The organism is Sphingomonas bisphenolicum (assembly GCF_024349785.1).
GTDB classification, from domain to species: domain Bacteria; phylum Pseudomonadota; class Alphaproteobacteria; order Sphingomonadales; family Sphingomonadaceae; genus Sphingobium; species Sphingobium bisphenolicum.
This window is the reverse complement of the sequence record NZ_AP018817.1, coordinates 2,417,482-2,436,715: the sequence shown is the minus strand read 5'-3', so window position 1 is coordinate 2,436,715 and position 19,234 is coordinate 2,417,482. Positions and strand designations below refer to the sequence as shown.

The 19,234-nt window shown below is 62.9% G+C and carries 19 protein-coding genes and 1 tRNA gene; 17 read left to right on the top strand and 3 right to left on the bottom strand.

The window, feature by feature from the left end; genetic code table 11:
- Positions 1-9 precede the first annotated feature (9 nt).
- The 15 genes from SBA_RS12025 (at position 10) to SBA_RS11955 (ending at position 14,661) form a co-directional block, all read left to right on the top strand.
- Positions 10-2,439, top strand: coding sequence for a hypothetical protein (locus SBA_RS12025; RefSeq protein WP_261934597.1), 2,430 nt, complete (start codon positions 10-12; stop codon positions 2,437-2,439).
- Positions 2,436-3,026 carry a hypothetical protein gene (locus SBA_RS12020; protein ID WP_261934596.1) on the top strand — a complete coding sequence of 197 codons (591 nt, stop codon included), beginning with the start codon at positions 2,436-2,438 and terminating at the stop codon, positions 3,024-3,026. Before SBA_RS12025 ends, SBA_RS12020 begins: the two co-directional genes overlap by 4 nt.
- A gap of 5 nt (positions 3,027-3,031) precedes the next feature.
- Entirely contained in the window at positions 3,032-3,580 is a 549-nt protein-coding gene (locus tag SBA_RS12015; RefSeq protein ID WP_261934595.1) for a hypothetical protein, read from the top strand.
- Between the two features lie 10 nt (positions 3,581-3,590).
- A complete protein-coding gene (locus SBA_RS12010) occupies positions 3,591-3,989 on the top strand; it encodes a DUF6950 family protein (RefSeq protein WP_261934594.1) in 399 nt (132 codons plus the stop codon).
- Positions 3,989-5,572 (top strand): phage tail protein, encoded by a 1,584-nt coding sequence (locus tag SBA_RS12005; protein ID WP_261934593.1) that lies wholly within the window; start codon positions 3,989-3,991, stop codon positions 5,570-5,572. Before SBA_RS12010 ends, SBA_RS12005 begins: the two co-directional genes overlap by 1 nt.
- Before the next feature lie 3 nt (positions 5,573-5,575).
- A complete protein-coding gene (locus tag SBA_RS12000) occupies positions 5,576-6,463 on the top strand; it encodes a hypothetical protein (RefSeq protein WP_261934592.1) in 888 nt (295 codons plus the stop codon).
- 110 nt (positions 6,464-6,573) lie between these two features.
- The gene (locus SBA_RS11995; protein WP_261934591.1) at positions 6,574-9,066 is read left to right on the top strand and encodes an SGNH/GDSL hydrolase family protein; all 2,493 of its coding nucleotides are present in this window, start codon (positions 6,574-6,576) and stop codon (positions 9,064-9,066) included.
- Positions 9,067-9,079: 13 nt separating this feature from the next.
- On the top strand, positions 9,080-9,835 hold the full coding sequence (locus SBA_RS11990) for a hypothetical protein (protein WP_261934590.1): 756 nt from the start codon (positions 9,080-9,082) through the stop codon (positions 9,833-9,835).
- Positions 9,835-10,014, top strand: coding sequence for a hypothetical protein (locus tag SBA_RS11985; RefSeq protein WP_261934589.1), 180 nt, complete (start codon positions 9,835-9,837; stop codon positions 10,012-10,014). Before SBA_RS11990 ends, SBA_RS11985 begins: the two co-directional genes overlap by 1 nt.
- Before the next feature lie 7 nt (positions 10,015-10,021).
- On the top strand, positions 10,022-10,621 hold the full coding sequence (locus SBA_RS11980) for a glycoside hydrolase family 108 protein (RefSeq protein WP_261934588.1): 600 nt from the start codon (positions 10,022-10,024) through the stop codon (positions 10,619-10,621).
- Positions 10,618-10,785: a hypothetical protein gene (locus SBA_RS11975; protein WP_261934587.1), complete on the top strand. Its 168-nt coding sequence runs from the start codon at positions 10,618-10,620 to the stop codon at positions 10,783-10,785. Before SBA_RS11980 ends, SBA_RS11975 begins: the two co-directional genes overlap by 4 nt.
- Positions 10,786-10,932: 147 nt before the next feature.
- On the top strand, positions 10,933-11,070 hold the full coding sequence (locus SBA_RS11970) for a hypothetical protein (protein WP_261934586.1): 138 nt from the start codon (positions 10,933-10,935) through the stop codon (positions 11,068-11,070).
- 85 nt (positions 11,071-11,155) lie between these two features.
- A complete protein-coding gene (locus tag SBA_RS11965; protein WP_315975770.1) occupies positions 11,156-12,460 on the top strand; it encodes a tyrosine-type recombinase/integrase in 1,305 nt (434 codons plus the stop codon).
- A gap of 354 nt (positions 12,461-12,814) precedes the next feature.
- On the top strand, positions 12,815-13,738 hold the full coding sequence (locus SBA_RS11960) for a DNA cytosine methyltransferase (RefSeq protein WP_261934585.1): 924 nt from the start codon (positions 12,815-12,817) through the stop codon (positions 13,736-13,738).
- 71 nt (positions 13,739-13,809) lie between these two features.
- On the top strand, positions 13,810-14,661 hold the full coding sequence (locus SBA_RS11955; protein WP_261934584.1) for a DNA adenine methylase: 852 nt from the start codon (positions 13,810-13,812) through the stop codon (positions 14,659-14,661).
- Positions 14,662-14,838: 177 nt separating this feature from the next.
- On the opposite strand, the gene SBA_RS11950 is transcribed toward SBA_RS11955, so the two are convergent.
- The 3 genes from SBA_RS11950 to SBA_RS11940 all read right to left on the bottom strand — a co-directional run bounded on the left by SBA_RS11950 (position 14,839) and on the right by SBA_RS11940 (position 17,085).
- On the bottom strand, positions 14,839-15,564 hold the full coding sequence (locus SBA_RS11950) for a hypothetical protein (RefSeq protein WP_261934583.1): 726 nt from the start codon (positions 15,562-15,564) through the stop codon (positions 14,839-14,841).
- A 19-nt stretch (positions 15,565-15,583) separates the two neighbouring features.
- Positions 15,584-16,837 carry a tyrosine-type recombinase/integrase gene (locus SBA_RS11945; protein ID WP_261934582.1) on the bottom strand — a complete coding sequence of 418 codons (1,254 nt, stop codon included), beginning with the start codon at positions 16,835-16,837 and terminating at the stop codon, positions 15,584-15,586.
- A 158-nt stretch (positions 16,838-16,995) separates the two neighbouring features.
- Positions 16,996-17,085 (bottom strand) — tRNA-Ser (locus tag SBA_RS11940).
- Between the two features lie 133 nt (positions 17,086-17,218).
- On the opposite strand from SBA_RS11940, the gene SBA_RS11935 reads away from it, so the two are divergent.
- Positions 17,219-18,268, top strand: a complete 1,050-nt coding sequence (locus SBA_RS11935; RefSeq protein WP_261934581.1) for a lytic murein transglycosylase — start codon at positions 17,219-17,221, stop codon at positions 18,266-18,268.
- Entirely contained in the window at positions 18,252-19,232 is a 981-nt protein-coding gene (locus tag SBA_RS11930; protein WP_261934580.1) for an RlpA-like double-psi beta-barrel domain-containing protein, read from the top strand. Before SBA_RS11935 ends, SBA_RS11930 begins: the two co-directional genes overlap by 17 nt.
- Positions 19,233-19,234: the final 2 nt, after the last annotated feature.

The following is a 19,234-nucleotide window of genomic DNA, read 5'->3' as shown; positions in this document are numbered from 1 at the left end:
GACTGCGCAATGAGCAAGGACATCATTGGCGCACTTCGGGTGACGCTGGGCTTCGACACCTCGCAATTTGAACATGGCTCTGAACGCGCAAAGCAGAAAATAAAAACCGATGCCACCGCCATAAAGGCGGAGGTATCCGGCTTGCGTCGCGCGATCGGGGATCTGACCACCGCTTTCATCGGTGTGGAAGCGGTGCAGGCTGCCAAACGCGCACTCGATTATGCGGGTTCGTTGAAGGCAGCAGCGACCGAAGCAGGCGTCGCTCGAAAGGAATTGCAAGAATATCGCTATGTTGCGACGCAAACCGACCTCACCCAGCAGGAAATGGATGGCACGCTTAAGAAGCTGACCAAGACGATCGGCGAAGCTAAGGCCGGAACGAAGGAGCAGGCGACGCTATTTCGCGATCTGGGCGTATCGGTGCAGGACGCCAATGGACGCATTTACTCTGCCGGCGAAGTGTTGCCCAAGCTGGCGGACGCGCTCAGCAAGATCAAAGATCCCGCGACACGCGCACGCCTCGAGGTGAAGCTGTTCGGTGAGGCGGGACAGAAGCTCGATGGCCTTTTGGCGCAGGGCAGCAAGGGCATCGAACTGCTGCGTCAGCGAGCCCGCGAATTGGGGCTGGTTCTGTCGGACGACCTTGCCGATGGCGCGTCGGAGGCGAACGATCGCCTGGCCGAGATCAAGATGACCCTCGATACCCGCTTTGCGGCGGCGGTAGCTTCCAATGCATCTTCAATCCTTGGTTTGGCCAACGCGCTTGCGACGCTCACCAGCAATGCGCTGGAACTTGTCGGAGAGTATCCCCGTATTTCGACCGCATTGGCGGGAATCGCCGTTGGCTCACGCTTCGGTGTGCCCGGAGCCATCGCCGGCGGCGTGGGCGGTGCGATAGGCGGCGACTATCTCGCCCGCGGCAATGCCGATGCCAACATGGACCTCAAGTTCCGGATGAAGGCGTTGCAAGAAGCCAAGGCCGAAATGCAGGCGCGCCTGCGATCGACCAAGGGCGAAGGTGGCCTGTTCCAAATCCGACATGTCGGTAGCAATATCGAGGGTGGCACCCTTGAAACTGCAACCGCAGAAGTGCGCCGACAGACTATGTTGCTGCAGCAGGCAACCGCCCAGGCCAACGCTCCCCGTACATCAACCTCCGTCGTTCCAGACGGTGCTTTGCCAGTACCCAATCCAGGCCGCACCCGTAAGGGGCCGAAGGATCGGACCGAAGAACTGGCGCAACGGTACCGGGACGAGCTTGCTGGACTCTATGACGATCAGCTTAGCTTAGAACGGGATTTACAAACTGAAATTCGCGAACGCACAGCGTTTGAAGATGAGCGGTTAATCAACGCAAAAGAGGCATATGACAAGGAAGTAGACAGCCGGGTCAAACAAGGCGAACTGACCGCCGAGCAGGCCCAAGAGCTTAAATTGCAGCGCGAGCGCAATTTTGACTTGGAAAAGCAAAAGATCAATTGGGATCTGGATGACGCGCTGCTCGAGGAGACGACGCGCGCTGCGCAGGAGGGCCTCGATCGCGAGAAGGACATGCTGCAGATCCGCGCGTCTACCGCCACGACGGCGAAGGAGCGGCGTGAAATCCAACTGGCGATGCTCGACAATGAGCTCAAGTCCATGCGGCTGTCGGCCGAGGAGGTGCTGGCGCGGCACGACAGCACAGAAGCCGAAAAGAAGCTGGCCCAGGCCAAGATCGACCAGCTGGGCCAGATCCGCACCGGCGAGACGCTGCGCATCAACCGTGACACCATGGGGCCAATCGAGTCCTACATGGACAGCATCCCCAAGACGGCCGAGCAGATCAACGAGGCGTATGAGAATATCGCGGCAAACGGGATCCGCAACATGGTCGATGGCTTGGGCGAAGCGGGGGCCCGTACGCTGAAACTCAAGGGTTTTGCCGGGCAACTGTTCAACCAGCTGATCGCGGACCTGATCCGGTTTCAGGTGCAGCAGGCCGTGGGCGGAAGCGGCGGTTTCCTTGGCAGCATATTGAAATTCGGAAGCAGCATCCTCGGAATGAGCGGCAATTCGCTGGGCGGCGTCAGCGCATCGTCGCAATCGTTCCTGGACGGCCAGGCCGCCGGCATCGAAAGCCGCAACCTGTCCGCGTTCAATTTCGCAGGCGGCGGCGACATGACCATTCTCGGCCGACGTGGCATCGACCGCAACGTCTTGTCGCTCAACGGCTTGCCGATCGCCAACGTCAGCTATGGCGAGAAGCTGTCGATCGCCAACGACAATCCATCCGGGCGAATGGCCGCTGCGGTATATGTGCATCCGTCGCCCTATTTCGACGCGGTCGTCGATCAGCGGGCGGCGGGCGTCGCCGCGCCAATGGCACAGCGGGCGGCTGCAGAGGGATCGACCAGCGCCCAAGTCGCCTCGGCGCGCGCCCGATCACGGGCTATCCCATGATCGTCCTTCCTTCCTGGCCGGGCGCCCGGCGCGCGGTTCCACGTGTGCTCGATTTTGGCGGCATTCTGGAACCATCGTCAGGCGCCGAAAGCCAGCGGATGAACCGATTGGGCAATCGCTATGGCGTGACGTTCGACATGCCTGCGCTCAATTCCGACGAGGGGCGCGTCTGGGTAAATCGTTTGATCCGGGGACAGACCGCCGGCGCGCGGATGGAATATCCACTGCTGGATTTCAATCCTGGCACGCCAGGGGCGTTCGTGGTCGATGGCAACGGCCAGGCTGGGACATTGCTGACTGTAAAGGGCGGCGCGCCGGGCTACCAGTTCAAGGAAGGCCAGCCTTTCAACCTCATCATCGGCGGCAAATATTATCTCGACTTCATCGCGGCCGACGTCGCGGCGAATGGTAGTGGCAACGCGATCATTCCGCTCTCGCAGATGATGCGCGCCCAGCCCAGCGACGGCGCCGCGCTGCTGATCACGCAACCGGTGGTCGAAGGTTGGGTGGTTGACGACCAGGTCAGCTGGGAACTGGCGCTCAATCGCTCCACGGCCCTGTCCTTCACAATTCACGAATCGAGATAGCACCCGTGTTCCAAGGTCGGGTGATTTACCCGGTGGCGCTGATGGAGATCGCGCTGCCGGCACGAACAGTGCGTCTGTGCGACGGCGGTTTCATTATCTGGAATGGCGAGAAGTTCGATTGCGCCGATCCACAATTCGGGACGGTCAAGTCGGCCGAAAGCTTCTCGGAAAAGATCGGCGACGATGCACCCGGCGGCAAGGTCACTTTCCTACCGCCCAGCCCGACCGCGATGGCGGAACTTTCAAACCCGACGTTCCAGGGCGCCCGCATGCGTTTCTGGTTGGGCGAATATGACCCGGTCACCGGCCATGTCATCGGCACGCCGGAACTGACGGCAGATCTGTCGATCGACACCGTCACGCCAAAAGTCGGCAAGGGCACGCGCGAGGTCGATGTCGAATTCGAAAGCGCCGCCAAGCGCCTCTTCATGATCATGCGCGGCAATGCGCTGAACAATCGGTTTCATCAGCAATGTTACCCGGGGGAAAAGGGCATGGCGAACGCGACCGGCATGCCACGCTCCACCGCCTGGGGCGCGGACAATCCGAAATGAGCCGGCCAGGATGACCGATCTCGAACGGCGACAGGCCGCGCTGGAAAAGACGATCGCGAAATATCGCGGGCGACCGCTCGACTATCGATCGGCCGACTGCATTCGCATGGTGCGGTTCCACCTGCTGCAAATGGGTCACAGGCCGCCGCCCTTGCCCCGGTATCAATCACTGATCGGCGCGCGACGGGCGCTCGCGCAGGCGGGGGGCATGATCGCCATATTCGACGCGTTGCTACCGCGCATCACGCCGGCTTCGATGTTGCCCGGCGATATCGCCGTCGCCGCCGGCGATGACGCGGAGGCCGCGGTGATCAGCGTCGGCTACAAGGTGATGGGATGGCACCAGGATAGCGACGTGGCGGTGAACATGACTGTCAACGCCAGCGCGCTGACGGCCTGGAGGGCCTGATGGCCAAGGTGCTGCGGACGGTCGGGCAGGTTGCCGGCGTCATTGCAACCGTCGCGTCCTTCATTCCCGGCGGGCAGCCGATCGCGGCGGTCGCCGCGCTGATCGCGGCCGCAGCGTCGATCGGCGCATCGCTGTTGCAGAAGAAGCCCGGGATTCAGGGGTCGATCAATCAGGTTCAGATCACTGCCAACGGGGCGGTCCCTTACGGCATGGGTCGTTGCTTTACAGCGGGCAGCCAGTTGCATGACGTTGGCTATGGCGGAAAGGTCGGCAAGACCCGCAACCCGTATCTGTCGAAAGTCTTCATCTGGTCGGTCAGCACGGCTTTCGCGATCGACGCGGTGCTGTTCGATTTCAATGTCATCAACTTCACCGGAACGTCGGCACAGGGATATTATAACAGCTGGCTCTATCTCGACCGCCAGCTTGGGCTGCGTCCCGAACCGGATGCACTGGCCGGTCCATGGGGATCGATCCCAGACTGGGGCAGCGACTATAAGCTGTCCAATTATGCGGCCGGTCTCTTCAGCTACCGGTTCGATCGCGACAATAAGCGCTGGGCTAATGGCATCCCGGTCCATGGCGTGGTGGGCCGATGGGCCAAGGTTTACGACTGGCGGAAGGACAGCACCTATCCCGGCGGATCTGGCTCGCATCGCTGGGACGATGAAGCCACCTATGAATATGATCCCAATGTCGCGCTGAATGCGATCACCTATGCGCGTGGCCGTTATGCCGTGGGCGGTGATGCATCCATGCGGATGGCAGGGTGCGGCTTCCCGCAGGACAGCATCGACTGGCCGGCCTGGAACGCCTTCGCCAATGTCTGCGACGCCAACGGGTGGGAGGTCAACGGCTTCGTCTATGACGGGCCTGGCATCAGCCTGTGGGACAATTTGAAACGCATTTGCGCGGCCGGCGCGGCGATCCCCGTGATCAGCGGCGGCCTGCTGTCCGTCCGCTTCCAGTCGCCCAAGGTCGCGCTCGACACCATCACGCCGGATGACTTTGCCGAGGGCGAACGGATGGCGCCGGCGATGCGGACCTGGAAGGACCGCATCAACACGATGGTCCCGAAATATCGGTCGGAGGCCAACAAGTGGGAATATGTCCAGTCGGACGCGATTGCGATCGAGGAATATATCACCCTCGACGGGGAGCCGAAGGAAGAGGAAAATCCGTGCGAGCTTGTGACCGACAAGGACCAGGCTGCACAGATCACCTATTATGAGCTGTTCAACCGCCGCGAACTGACGGGCTGGACCTACCCGCTGAAGCCCCGTCTGTGGGAGCTCAAACTCGGCGAAGCCTACCATCTGCAGGATCCTGAATTGGGCATCGACCATCTGGTCGTCGTCGCTGCGATCGACAAGGATCCGGGCCGGACAGGACTGACCGTCACCTTCGAAACGGAAACCAACGCCAAGCATCCGGTCGCACTGGCGATGACCGGCACTGCGCCGCCGCCCCCGACACTGGTTGCGCCGGGTGAAGGCGACGACGTCGCCTGGGATGGCGTGACGTTCGATTCCACCACCGCCTTCACGTTCGACAGCACTGTCGGCTCATTCGACGAGACCTGATCCATGATCCTTCAAGACATTGGGACCGGAACCATCGCCAACGATGGTTCCGGCGACAATCCGCGCGCCGGCGCCAACAAGATCAATGCCAACAATGCGCTGATCGCGGCGGCGCTGTCCGGCGCCGTCGCCGGCGGCGCGCTGGCTGGAACCGAGAAGGTGCTCGGCCTCGACGGATCGACCAACAAGGCCTGGCTGCTCAGCCAGGTGGCGGCCTATGTCGCGGCCTATATGGCAGGCGTCGCGCCGGCGACGTTGAACGAGATCAGCGAGCTTGCCGCTGCGCTGGGCAACGATCCAAATTATGCCACGACGATCGCGGCCGCTCTTGGCGGGAAGCAGCCGCTGGATAGTGACCTGACAGCGATCGCGGCGCTTTCCACCACGACATGGGGGCGTGCGCTCCTGACACTGGCCGATGCTGCAGCCCTGCGCTCCTTGCTCGGGTGCGGCTATGTCGTCCACCAGTCGGCCGTCAATTCAGCCATCACCGGCACGACCACCGAAACGACGCTGGCGACGTTCACGATTCCAGCGGGGAGCCTTGGGCCGAACGGATCGGCTGAGTTCATGCTGCTGGCGGGTTATACCAACAGCGTCAACACCAAAACCCTGCGGCTTCGCATTAACGGGACGCAGGCGCTTGCGATTACCCTGACGACGACGGCTTCCGGCCAGTTTATTTTCACGATCGCAAACCGCGGGGCGACGAATTCACAGGTGGCAAACGCCACAAGTTTCGTCGGCATTAGCGGTGCCGGAGGGTCAGAGCAGACATTCAGCTTCGACACTACGGCCGACTTGACCATCACCATAACCGGGCAGCTGACGAACACCGGCGAGGAAATCCGCCTCGCCCGTCGCCGGTGCATAATCTACCCCGGCGCCTGACGCCCACCCGTCACCTCTCGCAACAGGATTGATCTTATGAACCCTGCGGGCCTTCGCCCGCCGGCGCAGCTTTGCGTCGGCGACAGACTCCCTGTGTCGGGAGGTACGGCATGACGATGTTTAGGAGCCAAGCTCCTGCGCTGACCATCTGGGCGGCCAACCCGCGCGTGCTCCGCGTCGTGTTGCTCGAGCGTGATGGGCAGCCGCAGGATCTGACTGGCCGCAGCGCGACGCTGTCCTGCCGCCGATCGGCGATGCTGGAACCAAGGCTGACCGTGGCGAGCATCCTCGCCGATGACGGGCTTGCCTGGCTGTTCCTGCTGACGGCCGACCAGTGCAGCCTGCTCTATGAGGACGGGCTCGCCTATTCGGTCTCCTATGACGTCGTTGAGACGGCAGGCGGCAATTCGCTGCGCTGGACGGGCCGGATCGACGCACAGCCAGCATCCGAGTTGGCGGGCGGCGGCGCGGCGCCGGTCGTGGTCGACATGCCGACGGTGGACATCGTTTCCGAGATCGACACGCTGGCGGTCAGCGAGCGCGGCGCAGCGGGCTTCGGCGTCGAGCGGCGACTAAAGGATCTTGGCGAGATCGAACAGGCCGACCCGGCGATGATGCGGAACTGGCTGCGCGAGAAAGGCGCGGAGGGCGCTGCTCCCTATGCCGAATCCGCCGCCATATCCGCGAATGACGCGGCGACGGCGAAGGGCGACACGGAAGCCTTGCGAGGGGACGCAGCCCTTGCCGCCGCCAGGGCCGAGATTGCGGCCACCACGGCACAAACAGTCGGCAAGCTATACAGCACAACGGGCGAGGGCCTGGCGGTTACGGACGAGGGCGCCCCCTTTTGGGTGCGATCCAGCGACGACCAGCGCGTTGCAGAGGAATATCTGAAGCTGGCGGGCATCGCGGTTCCGACCGGCAAGACCACGCCAAGCGCTGAACTGGTCCTGTTCGTCGCGGACACGGTTCGCCGAACGGATGGTCCCGCCATGCCGAATGAGGCAGCCGTTCAGTGGAAAAATCTGCTCGGTCAGTTCTGGGCCTATTTTTATTCCCAGGGTGGCTTCGACCTCCCGGGCTTCAAGTTCGGACGCCCTTCCGATAGCGGGCCGTTTCTGCGCGGGACGAACCGATTGGGTCAATCTCCCTTCGGCGTCGATGACGACGGCGCGGTTATCCTGCCCGGTGGTCAGCTGACGGGCGATGTGCGCGGCGGCATGAGTTATCGCAATGATCTGGGCGATCTCATCATCGGCAGCAACGGCAGCGGGACATCGCTCCCCGGCATGGTCGTCCGCGAGATCAGCGATGCCTATGTGCGATCCGTCAATGGCCTGGGGCAAGTCAATTTCGTAGCCGATGCCAGCGGTTTCAGGTCCGGCGACGGCGACGATAATGGCGGCGTGATCCCGCCGCCCGAGCCGGTCATCGACGTGCTTCCCATGATCGGGTCCGAACTGTTCCTGACCAGCGACCGCGCATTGCCGCTGTACGTCGAGAATATCCGCATGTCGCGATCGGACGACCGGTTCGGGCGTGTCACGATCGACAGTCGCGCCGGTCCACCGGCGAAATCCTTTTGCGGCAGTTCGGTTGATAATGTGATCGAACTGGACCCGTCGCGCATGGGCAGCACGGCGACATTGACCGTTCGCACCTTGGGCAACCGCACGGCGCGAATGATCAAGGCGCTAAGCGTAATGGTCAAGACGGTGCCGCTCGCTGCCGCAATGACCGTGATCCTGATGCTGTGGGGCGACAGCATCACGAACCGCCAGATGGCGCAGTTTATCAAGGCCTATCTGGAGTCCTGGGGCTTCACGGTGATCTTTGTCGGCACGATCAACGGTTCTGCATCCTCCACCGATGCGCAGAATGTCGCAGGCCCGCTGGGTGAAGCCCATGAGGGATGGGCGTTCAGCGACGTGCTGGGCTATGACATGACGGATGGAGACATCCCATATGGTCCGCTCCCTGTGGGGCAGGAGGAAACCTATCTTGGGCTGTCCAAGGCGGAAAAGAACAAGTGGAACCCGTATCTCTGCCCGATCGGCAGTTCATCCGCCTCCACGCCTATCGTCACCGTTGGCGGCCAGCAATATCGTGCTGACCTGAGCTTCTTCGAGCAGCGTTTCGCCCCGTTCGGTTTCGTGCGCCCTGACATCGTCCCGCTCAATTTCGGCATGAACGACCGCAACGAGCAGGGCGCGGTGAAAGCGCTGGAGCAGGTCAATCAGGGCTATGGCTATGTGCTGGACGAAATCGAGCGCGCATGGCCCGCCACCAAGGTCATCGCATGGGCGTCGGCCATGCCTGTGGACCTGACGGGCGACGCGACATGGCAGGGAAGCTGGGCGGCGATCATCAACGCCGTCACGGCGATCGTCAAAGCGCGCCGCGACGCCGGGAAGACCAATGTCCACCTGTGTTCGGCCTGGGCGCATCAAACAGCGGAGGCCGGATGGGCGACCGCCACCGGCGTCACCGATCCTGTAACCGGCGTGCGCACCACGACAATCAGCGACATCATCCACCCCTTTGGCATCGCCCGCGAGCAGCAAGCTCTCGCCCTCGCCAGCGCCATCGCCTGCATCGCTTGAAGGAGAAATCATCATGGGCGTAGAATTTAACACCGGCGAGTTAAGCTGGAACCCGGCTGCTGCCGAACTGATCCTTCCCGGGACGTTGGACACGGGCCTGGAATTTCTCCATGCCGGTGTTGCGGGGTCGGAGGCTTTCCTGCGCAACTGGGCGAAGGGCAAGGCCAACGCCCGCCAGATCGGCACGCCAGTCGATGGCGATGGCTTTGTATCGCTGCACTCGGCGGCCAATTATCTGGAAACGTCCTTTGTCGATATCGGCGAAGATATCACCTACCTCTTCGTGGCGCGCGAAACCGGAACGGTGGACGCCACCCCGGCGACCCGTTTCATCTTTGGCGGCAATTACGGTGCATCGCCATCGACTTCGTTCCTGTCGGGGTCTGTGACCGGCCCCCGGATGCAGGCGGCCTATTCGAACAATGGCGGGGGCACGATCACGACCGTGAGCGGCGCTGTGCTGGCGTCTGATTTTGCCTGCCTGATCGGCACCGCCGCGAAGACGGGCCTTACTTCGACAAATGACGACGGCCCTACCATCCGAAACATGACCAGCGGCGGCATCGGCGTCGGTGCGCTCAATGACGGTTATGTTCGCACCAACCCGAACAAGGCCGTCCTGATCGGCAGCGGCTATTCCAGCGTGTACGGCGGCACCGGCGACGTTGCGCTGGCTATGGCATGGTCGAGGCTGCTGACTTCGAGCGAGCGTCTGGATGCCTATGCCTGGGCAAAGCTGCTCGCCTCTACGGTCGATATCGCGATCTGATGGACGCGTTCAATCACGAGCCGGTCAAATATGTGATCGACGGTCTTTCCCTGGGCGTCGTGGTCGGCACCTTGGCCAACGCTCTCCCATCGATCGCCGCGGTCATGACCATCATCTGGACCAGCATCCGCATTTGGGAAACCGACACGCTCAAACGCTGGACCGGTCGAAAGGACTGACATCATCATGAGCAAGATGAAAATGTTCGCCGTAGCGGCGGCCGCAGCGCTGAGCCTCGTCACGCCTGCCGCACTGCAGATCATCGAGCCGACGGTCGCCGTGGAGGGCGGCCATGTGAACCATCCGTTCGACCCGGGCGGAGAAACCAACATGGGCATTACGAAGAAGGTCGCCGTCGCGCATGGCTACACCGGGCCGATGAAGACGCTGCCGCATGACGTAGCGGTCAGCATCTATTATCAATCCTATCTGGTGGAGCCGGGCTATGTCCCGCTCATCAGCCTGGACCCGGCGGTCACCACGGAGCTGTTCGACACCACCGTCAACATGGGCCCGGCGCGACCGGGGCGGTTCTTCCAGCAATCGTTGAACGAGATCTGCCCGGCGCTGAAGCTGAAGGTCGATGGCAAGGTCGGGCCGGCGTCGGTCGCCGGCTTCGCCCGCTGCCAGCGCACGCTGTTGTGCCAGGCGATGCTGCCGCGCCTGGATGCCAAGCAGCTGGCCGAATATGACCGGCTGGTCCGGGCCAACGCGAAGCTGAAGGTGTTCTATCGCGGCTGGGTGAACCACCGGATCGGCAACGTCCCGCTGGAGAAATGCGCGTGAAGATCCCGGTTGGAAAGATCGCGGTCTGGATCGGCCGCGCCCTGCTGTCGGCGATCGTCAGCGAGGCGGCCGATCGGCTGTCACGATCGAAGCCAGCCGACGACCGGCGCGACCAGGGCGGCGATCGTGAGGATGCCGATCACCGTCGCCTCGATCGCGAATAGCAGGCGTCGGGCAGGGGTATCGCGTGGGGTATCTCCAGGCGTGGGCATAGACGGAAAGTAGCGCATTTCTGCGGCATTCGGAAGATGCGCGACGGAGGGGTTGTCCGTCGTCCTAGCGGTAGAGAGGATAGCAGTCGGTCGTCAACGATGATTGATGGTCTGCAAAACTGTGACGATATCGCCTTCGACAGCGATAGCGTGTTCGTTATCGAAGGTAAGGACAGTGCGGTTTGGGCCGCCTGGCGCAATGATACGGATGAGCTCCACGTTCACCACGACCTCTGATCTGCCAGACGAATGTAAAACAACGAACTTAGCCATCGGTTCATCTCTCCAAGCTGGGAGGTGGGGTGGGTGAGGTCGCCCGATAGTGACCAAGACCGAGGGCCTCGCAAGCCGTATCCATCCTGTCGCCACCCCGTCGCTGCCGTGGGTTACGCCCCACTTCTGCGGGATTTCGCGGCCTCAAATCAAGTCCATAAAATTAAACGGGGTCTCCATGCTCAGCAACGCTGCGGTGAAAGCCGCGCGGCCGAAGCCGCGCGCCTACAAGATGTTCGACGAACGCGGGCTTTTTCTCTTCGTCGCTCCCACCGGTCTGCGCGCCTGGCGCATGAGGTATCGAATCGACGGTCGCGAAAAGCTTCTCAGTTTGGGCCAGTGGCCCGACGTGCAGCTGGTTGATGCGCGCGATCGCGCGGAAGAGGCGCGCGGCTTGCTGGTCCAGGGCATGGATCCATCAGTCAAGAAAGTCACCGTGCAAATTTGCACGTTCGAATCGGTGGCGCGGCAATGGCATGCGCTGCATCGCGAGCGCTGGACCGATCGCCATGCCGATGACGTGATCGGTTCGCTGGAGAGCAACGTGTTATCGGATATCGGCGCGCTGCCGATTGGCGCGATCAGCGCGCCGGCGATCCTGCAGGTGCTGCGCGACGTAGAGGCCCGTGGGTCGATCGAAACGGCGCGCCGGATCCGTCAGAGGATCTCGGCCGTCTTTTCCTTCGCGATCGCCGAGGGCCTGGTCGACCATGATCCTGCGGCACTCGTCGCGCGCGCGCTGCGCCCGGCGCCGATCGCGCGGCGCCAGCCGGCGATGGTCGATATCGACCAGGCCCGCGCGCTGATCGTAGCGTGCGATCGCGCCGGCGGCCCGCCAATTGTTCGACTGGCGTCGCGTTTCCTGGCGCTGACCGCTGTCCGCATGGGCGCGCTCGTCGGTGCACAGTGGGACGAATTCGAAGACCTGTACGGCGACGCCCCGATCTGGCGTGTGCCGGCGGCGCGGATGAAGTTGAAGAAGGCCCGCAAGGCGGATGCGGCCAATGATCATATCGTGCCGCTTTGCCCGGAGGCCGTGGCGGTGTTGAAGGCGATCGACAAGAACGGGTATGATACCCGTTCTTCGCGGGTCTTCCCCATACATCCCGCCGCGATCGGCGCGCTCTACAAGCGCACGGGCTATGCCGGCCGCCATGTGCCGCACGGCTGGCGCGCGACATTTTCCACGATCATGAATGAGCGGTTCCCGATAGAGCGCGCCGCGATCGACCTGGTCCTCGGACATGCGCTGAAGGGTACGACCAGCGAAAGCGAAGCAGCCTATAATCGCGCGCAGATGCTGGAGCAACGCCGCAGCCTGCTGACCCGGTGGGGTGCCATGCTGATCACATAAATTAATGTGCTTCCTTCGTCCCAACGCTGACGAGCGTCGGGAGCGGGGGCTATCGGGCTGCAACCCAATAGACCGACGAGATACCACCTCGCCACGACACAGCTGGCCGACTGGCCGCCCCGCACCCGCGCATACGGGCGCGGGTGTTGGAGCGAACTTCCATGCATTCGTCAAATGATTCTGCCTGTATTTCAAATAAATGCGCGTCGTGCCGCGCATTACTCTTCAAGTCCGAGCCAGGCGCGATCGCCGGCGTCGTCGAGATCAAGTGCCGCCGCTGCGGTGCTTTCAACTGCTTCAGGCCTTTGAGCCCTCCGAGATTGCCCGCTGAGCAACCTTCCGGAGCTGAACCTTGTGGACCTACATACCCAATCTAACAACCTTCGCGGCATCTCTCTCTGTGCAGGATATGCAGGCCTCGATCTTGGCCTGCATATCGCAGAGCCCGGATATCGCACTGTGGCTTTCGTCGAGCGGGAAGCTCATGCAGCGGCCACTCTCGTGGCGAGGATGGAAGACGCGTCCCTGGCACCTGCGCCTGTTTGGGACGATCTCAAATCCTTCGATGGCCGACCATGGCGCAACCGCGTTCATATCATCATTGCCGGCTATCCATGCCAGCCCTTCAGCCTCGCCGGCGCACGGCGAGGAACCGACGATCCCAGACATCTGTGGCCCGATGTCGCCCGCATCATTAGCGAAGTCGAACCCGAGTGGGTGTTCTGCGAAAATGTCGAAGGGCATATCAGCCTGGGACTTGCCGACGTCGCCGCAGAGCTTCGGGGAATGGGCTACATACCAAAGGCGGGCATGTTTTCAGCGCGAGAAGCGGGCGCAAGCCATATCCGGCGCAGGGTCTTCCTGCTGGCCCACGCCGACAGCCAGCGATGGCGGTTACTTCCCGGATCTGGTGATTGCCGATCAAAAGCTGAAAATGACCGGGCCTTTCGACTGCTCGATGGGGAGTGGGGGGCAGTTCGGCCTCAGCACGGCGGCGCGCAGCTGGAGCACCTTGTTTCTGGTAATGAAAGCGATTGGGTGGAAGCCGGAAGCCCGATCGACCGGATATTCCCTCCCGGTCCGGGTGAGTTTCAAGAGTGGGACAGGATCCTTCATGGGCGACCTGGTCTCCAACCCGCGCTTCTCCGATCAGATGATGGGGTGGCCGATCGGGTGGAGCGATCCCGCGCGGCCGGCAACGGGGTATGCAGCCTGGCTGCAGCTATCGCGTGGAAAACTCTCTCGACTGCTCACCGGCAATCGGCGGCCGCAACCTAAACCGTGATTTTCGATGAGGCCTTTGAGCCCGAACTGCGACCGCCAGCGAGCGGCCGATCAAGGCACCTGTATTGTCTCTCACCAATGTTAAATCTGTTTCTCCTGCCGCCGGCTACCTCGGCGGCAAGCGCAATCTCGCGCGGCGCGTGTGCGCCATCATTCAGTCCGTCGACCATGACGGCTATGCCGAGCCATTCGTCGGCATGGGCGGGATCTTCTTTCGCCGATCGGCGCGGCCGCGGTTCGAAGCCATCAATGATATTTCCGGCGACGTAACCACATTGTTCCGAGTGGTGCGCCGGCATTATCAGGCCTTCGTCGACGAAATGGAGTGGCTGCCGGCGAGCCGGGAGGAGTTCGATCGACTGCGGGCGATCGATCCGGCCGGCCTCACCGATATCGAACGCGCCGCGCGCTTCCTCTATCTTCAGCGCCTGGCGTTTGGCGGCAAGATCATCGGCCGAAATTTCGGCATTTCGACGTCGTCGTCGGCCCGCTTCAATCTCGCGCGACTGCGCGCGACCCTGAAGGCGATCCGCGACCGGCTTCAGCCGGTTGTCATCGAGCGCCTGGCCTATGGCGATTTCATTCGCCGCTACGATCGGCCGGGCATGCTGTTCTATCTCGATCCGCCCTACTGGAATTGCGAGAGCGATTACGGTGCCGGCGTGTTCGAGCGGGCGGACTTCGAGCGCCTGGCCGAGCAGCTGCTGGAGATCCGCGGCAAGTTTCTTCTCTCGATCAACGACACACCCGGCGCGCGGGCCGTATTTTCGCGGTTCCATATGCAGGCTGTCGATGTGACGTACAGCATCGCGACGGGCGCTACCGGCAACGGGAAGAAGGCAGGCGAACTGCTCATCGCGAACTTCCCCCTGGACGGTTCCCCTGGCGCCACCACGGGCGCCGAAACGCCATCCTAACCTCTTGGCCCCCTGGGGAGCCAAGCGGGGAGGCCAAAGCCTCCCCGCCCCCTGCGGCGCGCCACTGCGCCGAGGATGTTGTCGAGTACATAAGGGTGCGTGGATGAGCCTCAATAAACGCCAGCCGAAGGCTGACCTTATCCTCTTAAATCCCTGTGAGGGTGAACATCACCATTTCTAAACTCGCGCCTCTATGCCGGCCGCGATCCGTTGGAGGATCGCCTCCATGGTTGGATCGGCCGATTTAGGCGGCTCCGAGGCTGCCAGAAGGGAGGGGGAGGGGGCGGTGAGAGTTTGCGCCATTCGGCGACGGCGTGCCTCACGGAGGTTGAGGAAGCGTGATCGGACGGCCTTGCCGGCATCGCCCAGCGCTTTGCCGAGACGGCCGATATCGAAATGATAGGCGTTGGTCGCCTGCTGCCGCTGGGGACCGGCCTCTCCGACCTTTGTCGTCTTCTCGCTCCGCCGGACCCAGTCCAGGAAGCCATGCTCCTTCAGCCGGTGCAGGGCATCGACCACAGCATTCTTCGACAGCGCCGTCACTTTCATGAGGGAGGTGAGCGCCGGATCCAGTTGTCCGGTCTTGAAGTCCAGGAACTGGCGCAGCAACGCCTCCAGCACGCGAATGCCATTCGCCATCAGCGGGCTGCGCTCGCCCTTCTTCTTGTGGATGATGTCATATTCCTTGGCCAGGCGGATATAGTCGTCCGCCCAGGCGAGGCCCCCGGCGACCGTCCCGTCGGCCACCGGACGGAACACGTCTGCCTGCCGGCTATCGACGTCATAGCTATAGCGGTGGACGGGATCGTGCCCGCGCTTCCTGTTGCCAAGTTTGCCGCCGGCATCACGGAGCAGTTTGCGTGTTTCGCGCGCGATCGCGCGGGCTTCGGCGCCCGCACTCATGCGAGCGCCGCCCGGCGCGTCAGCGCCTGGGTAAAGTCAGCAAGGTGGACGGGGTGGGCAGGCCGTCCAGCAGCATGTCGGCCCACAACTGCGCGATTTCCCTTCGTCGCGGCATATACATGGCGCGATTGTAAATCGGTTCGACGCCTCGTTGCTGATGGGCCAGCATTAAGTCCACCACCACGCGATCGCCGGGGCGCTCCGCCGCATTGGCCAACTCGTTCATGATAGTCGAAAAGCTCGACCGCCAACCGTGCGGCACATGGCGCCCCTGGTAGCCTGCTTCCCGATATAATTTCGACACGGTCGAATCGCTGATCGGCCGCCGCATGGTCAGTGAGCTGGGGAACGCGAAGGTGCTGTGCCCGGTCAAAACGCGCAGGGTCTGCAACACCTCCATTGCCTGACGCGCCAGGGGAACATGATGGTCGTAGACGTCCTGTTCCTTGCGCTCCTTGGACAGTTTCATCCTCTCGGCCGGGATGATCCAGATCGGTTCCGCCGCGTTGTCGTCTGGCAATTCCGCCCAGGTCACAGTCTGCGCCACGCCGGGCCGCACGGCCGTCAACGCGATGAAACGCGAAGCCAGCTTGGTCACAGGGTGCGACGGGACATTTTCGACTGCCAACAGCATCTGACGTAAGTCGGCCAAATCCGTCAGCGCCGGCCATCGCCCGCGCGTCAGAGGCCTGAGCGCCTTCCGCACATCGGCAGGATTCTTGACCTCGTAACCCAGCGCGTCGGCGTGAGCGAAGATTTCCTCGATCCGCTGACGTTGACGCTTCGCGGTCTCGATAGCGCCGCGCGCCTCGATCTTCTTTAGCAGCTGGACGACGATGGGCTTGGTCACCTCGGCAATCGGGAGCGATCCAATCGCCGGGTAGATATCGCGCTGAAGCGCCTCCTGAACGTTCTTTGCGTGCTTCCCATTCCAGCGCGGCCGCTGTTCTGCCAGCCAGTTTTCGGCGACAATTTTGAACGTAGCCCGGGCGTTGATCAGTCGGGCCGCATCGCGCTGCTTCTTCGCCACTGCTGGATCCGTGCCGGCCGCTACCAATTTGCGCGCCTCGTCCCTGGCTTCCCTCGCTTGAGCGAGCGTCATCGCCGGATAGCTGCCCAATACGAGCCGCTTTTTCACCTTGGCGAACCAATATCCCATGCGCCAAGACTTGTGCCCGGCGGGCGTCACATGCAGGAACAGTCCAAGGCTGTCCGTCAGGCGATATGACTCGCCGGTGACCGTCGCCTTTTTGCACGCAGTTTCGGTAAGCAACCGGTGACCCCAAAATCAGAAGCTGTTGCCCCAACGGTGCACCCGCCAAGACTGCGCTTCCATGCCACCGGCTGCGACAGTTTGCGACTCCTAAATCGCGGTTTTCCGCGCCATTCAGAAGATTTCGCGCCCCGTTGCATCGGTATGCGACAAGCCCTTGGCGGAAGCGGTGGGATTCGAACCCACGGTGAGCTTACACCCACGGCGGTTTTCAAGACCGCTGCCTTAAACCACTCGGCCACACTTCCGTTGGGTCGCTTCCTAGCGCGCCGGGCGGCGATGCCAAGCAAAAATCGTCGCCCTCTCCGTTCGTCGTCTTAAGCGACCCGACCGGGCATTAAGGGGATTCACCTCGCGCCCCGCCTGTGCAACAACGGGAACATGAGGGATTCTTTGCGTTCATCCGTCCTGTCCTTGTTGCTGGGCCTTGCCACCGTCGTTGCTGGCAGCATCGCCGTGGGGCCAGCGCAGGCGCAGGATGGTGCGGATTTCCGCGCCTATCTGGAAAGCCTGCGGCCCAAAGCGCGGGCCATGGGCATTCGCGACGCCACGCTGGACAGCGTATTTCCGACGCTGACGCCCAATCCGCGCGTCGTGCAGCTCGACCAGAGCCAACCGGGCGGGGGCGCCTATTCCCCTATTCCCAATTTCGAGCCCTATCGCCGCCAGCATGTCGACGCCGCGCGGATCAGCCGGGGCCGAACCGCCTATCAGGCCAACCGGTCGCGGCTCGCCCGGATCGAGGCGGAGACGGGTGTGCCGGAGGAGATCATGGTCGCCATCTACGGCCATGAGACCAATTATGGCTCCTATACCGGCGATTTCGACCTGATCCGGTCGCTCGCGACGCTGGCGCATGAAGGGCGGCGGCGGGCCTTGTTCGAGCCGGAACTGCTCGCCACGCTCAAGATGCTGGACAATGGCGTGCCGCGCAGCCGGCTGGTCGGCAGTTGGGCGGGGGCGACGGGCTATCCGCAATTCCTGCCGTCCGTCTATCTGCGCATCGCCAAGGATGGCGATGGCGACGGGAAGGCTGACATCTGGACGAGCGAGGCCGATGCGCTGGCTTCCATCGCCAATTATTTCGTCCAGTCGGGATGGCGCAAGGGGCAGCCCTGGGGCATCGCGATCACGGTGCCGGCGAGTTTCAACCGCGCCGCCGTGGTCGCCAAGACCGAGCCGGCGCGTTGCCCGCGGGTGTTCAATCGGCACAGCCGCTGGCTGACCATGGCGGAATGGCGCAAGCTGGGGCTGTTCCCGGCCAGCGGCGTCTGGCCCGCGGACAATATGCTGGCGACGCTGCTGGAACCCGATGGGCCGGGCAAGACCGCCTATTTGCTGACCAGCAATTATCGGGCGATCCTGGATTATAATTGTTCCAATTTCTATGCCTTGTCGGTGGGATTGCTGGCGGATGCTGTCAAACAATAAGGGGCTGTTCGTCACAGCCATGATGCTGGCGCTGGCCGGTGGCGGGGCAGGTGCCGCGCAGCCGCAAAGGGCCGGTACGATCGGATCGGGGCCGATGGTCGGCGATACGCTGGTCCCGTTGGGGCCGCCCTATATGGTGGGTGGTGTAACCTATATACCGGCCGATCCGGTTTCCTATGACGAGGTCGGCTATGCCGGCACTGTCGAGGATGGCAGCCAGGGGGGCGCGACCGCGACGGGCGAAGCCTTCGTGCCCACCGCCATCACCGCCGCGCACAAGACCTTGCCCTTGCCCAGCTATGTCGAAGTGACGGCGCTGGACAGCGGCCGGACGATCCTGGTCCGGGTCAATGACCGGGGACCGATGCGGAGCGACCAGTTGATCGCACTGTCGCCGGGCGCTGCGGCGCAACTGGGCGTGACCGGAATGGCACCGGTGCGGGTGCGGCGGGTCAATCCGCCCGATCAGGAACGCGCGGTGCTGCGCAGCCATGGCCAGGCGGCCGATCGGCTGGAAACGCCGGCGGCCTTGCTCAAGGTGTTGCGCGGCAAGCTCGGTCCCTTGCGGATCGCGGCGACTCCGCCGACCCGCACGCCGGTCGCGGCCAAGCCTAAGCCGGTGATCGCGCAGGCCAAGTCTGTCGGCGCCAGCCGGCCGGGCGCGGATTTCGATATGCCTGCGCCCAAACCCGTCGCGCAGCCGGCCAAGACGCCGCCAGCGCCCACGCCCGTGCCCGCTCCGCCGAAGACCAGCGGCTATGTCGTGCAGGTCGGCGCATTTTCCTCCCAGACCCGCGCCAACGCCCTCGCGCAGAAGCTGGGTGCGCGCGTCGAAGCCAGCGGCGGCATATGGCGCGTAAGGCTTGGGCCTTACGCCACCCAGCAGGCCGCGCAGGCCGGCGTACGGACGGCGGCAGCCAAGGGCTTTGAGAATGCCCGCATCATGGCTAATGACGCGCGATAGAG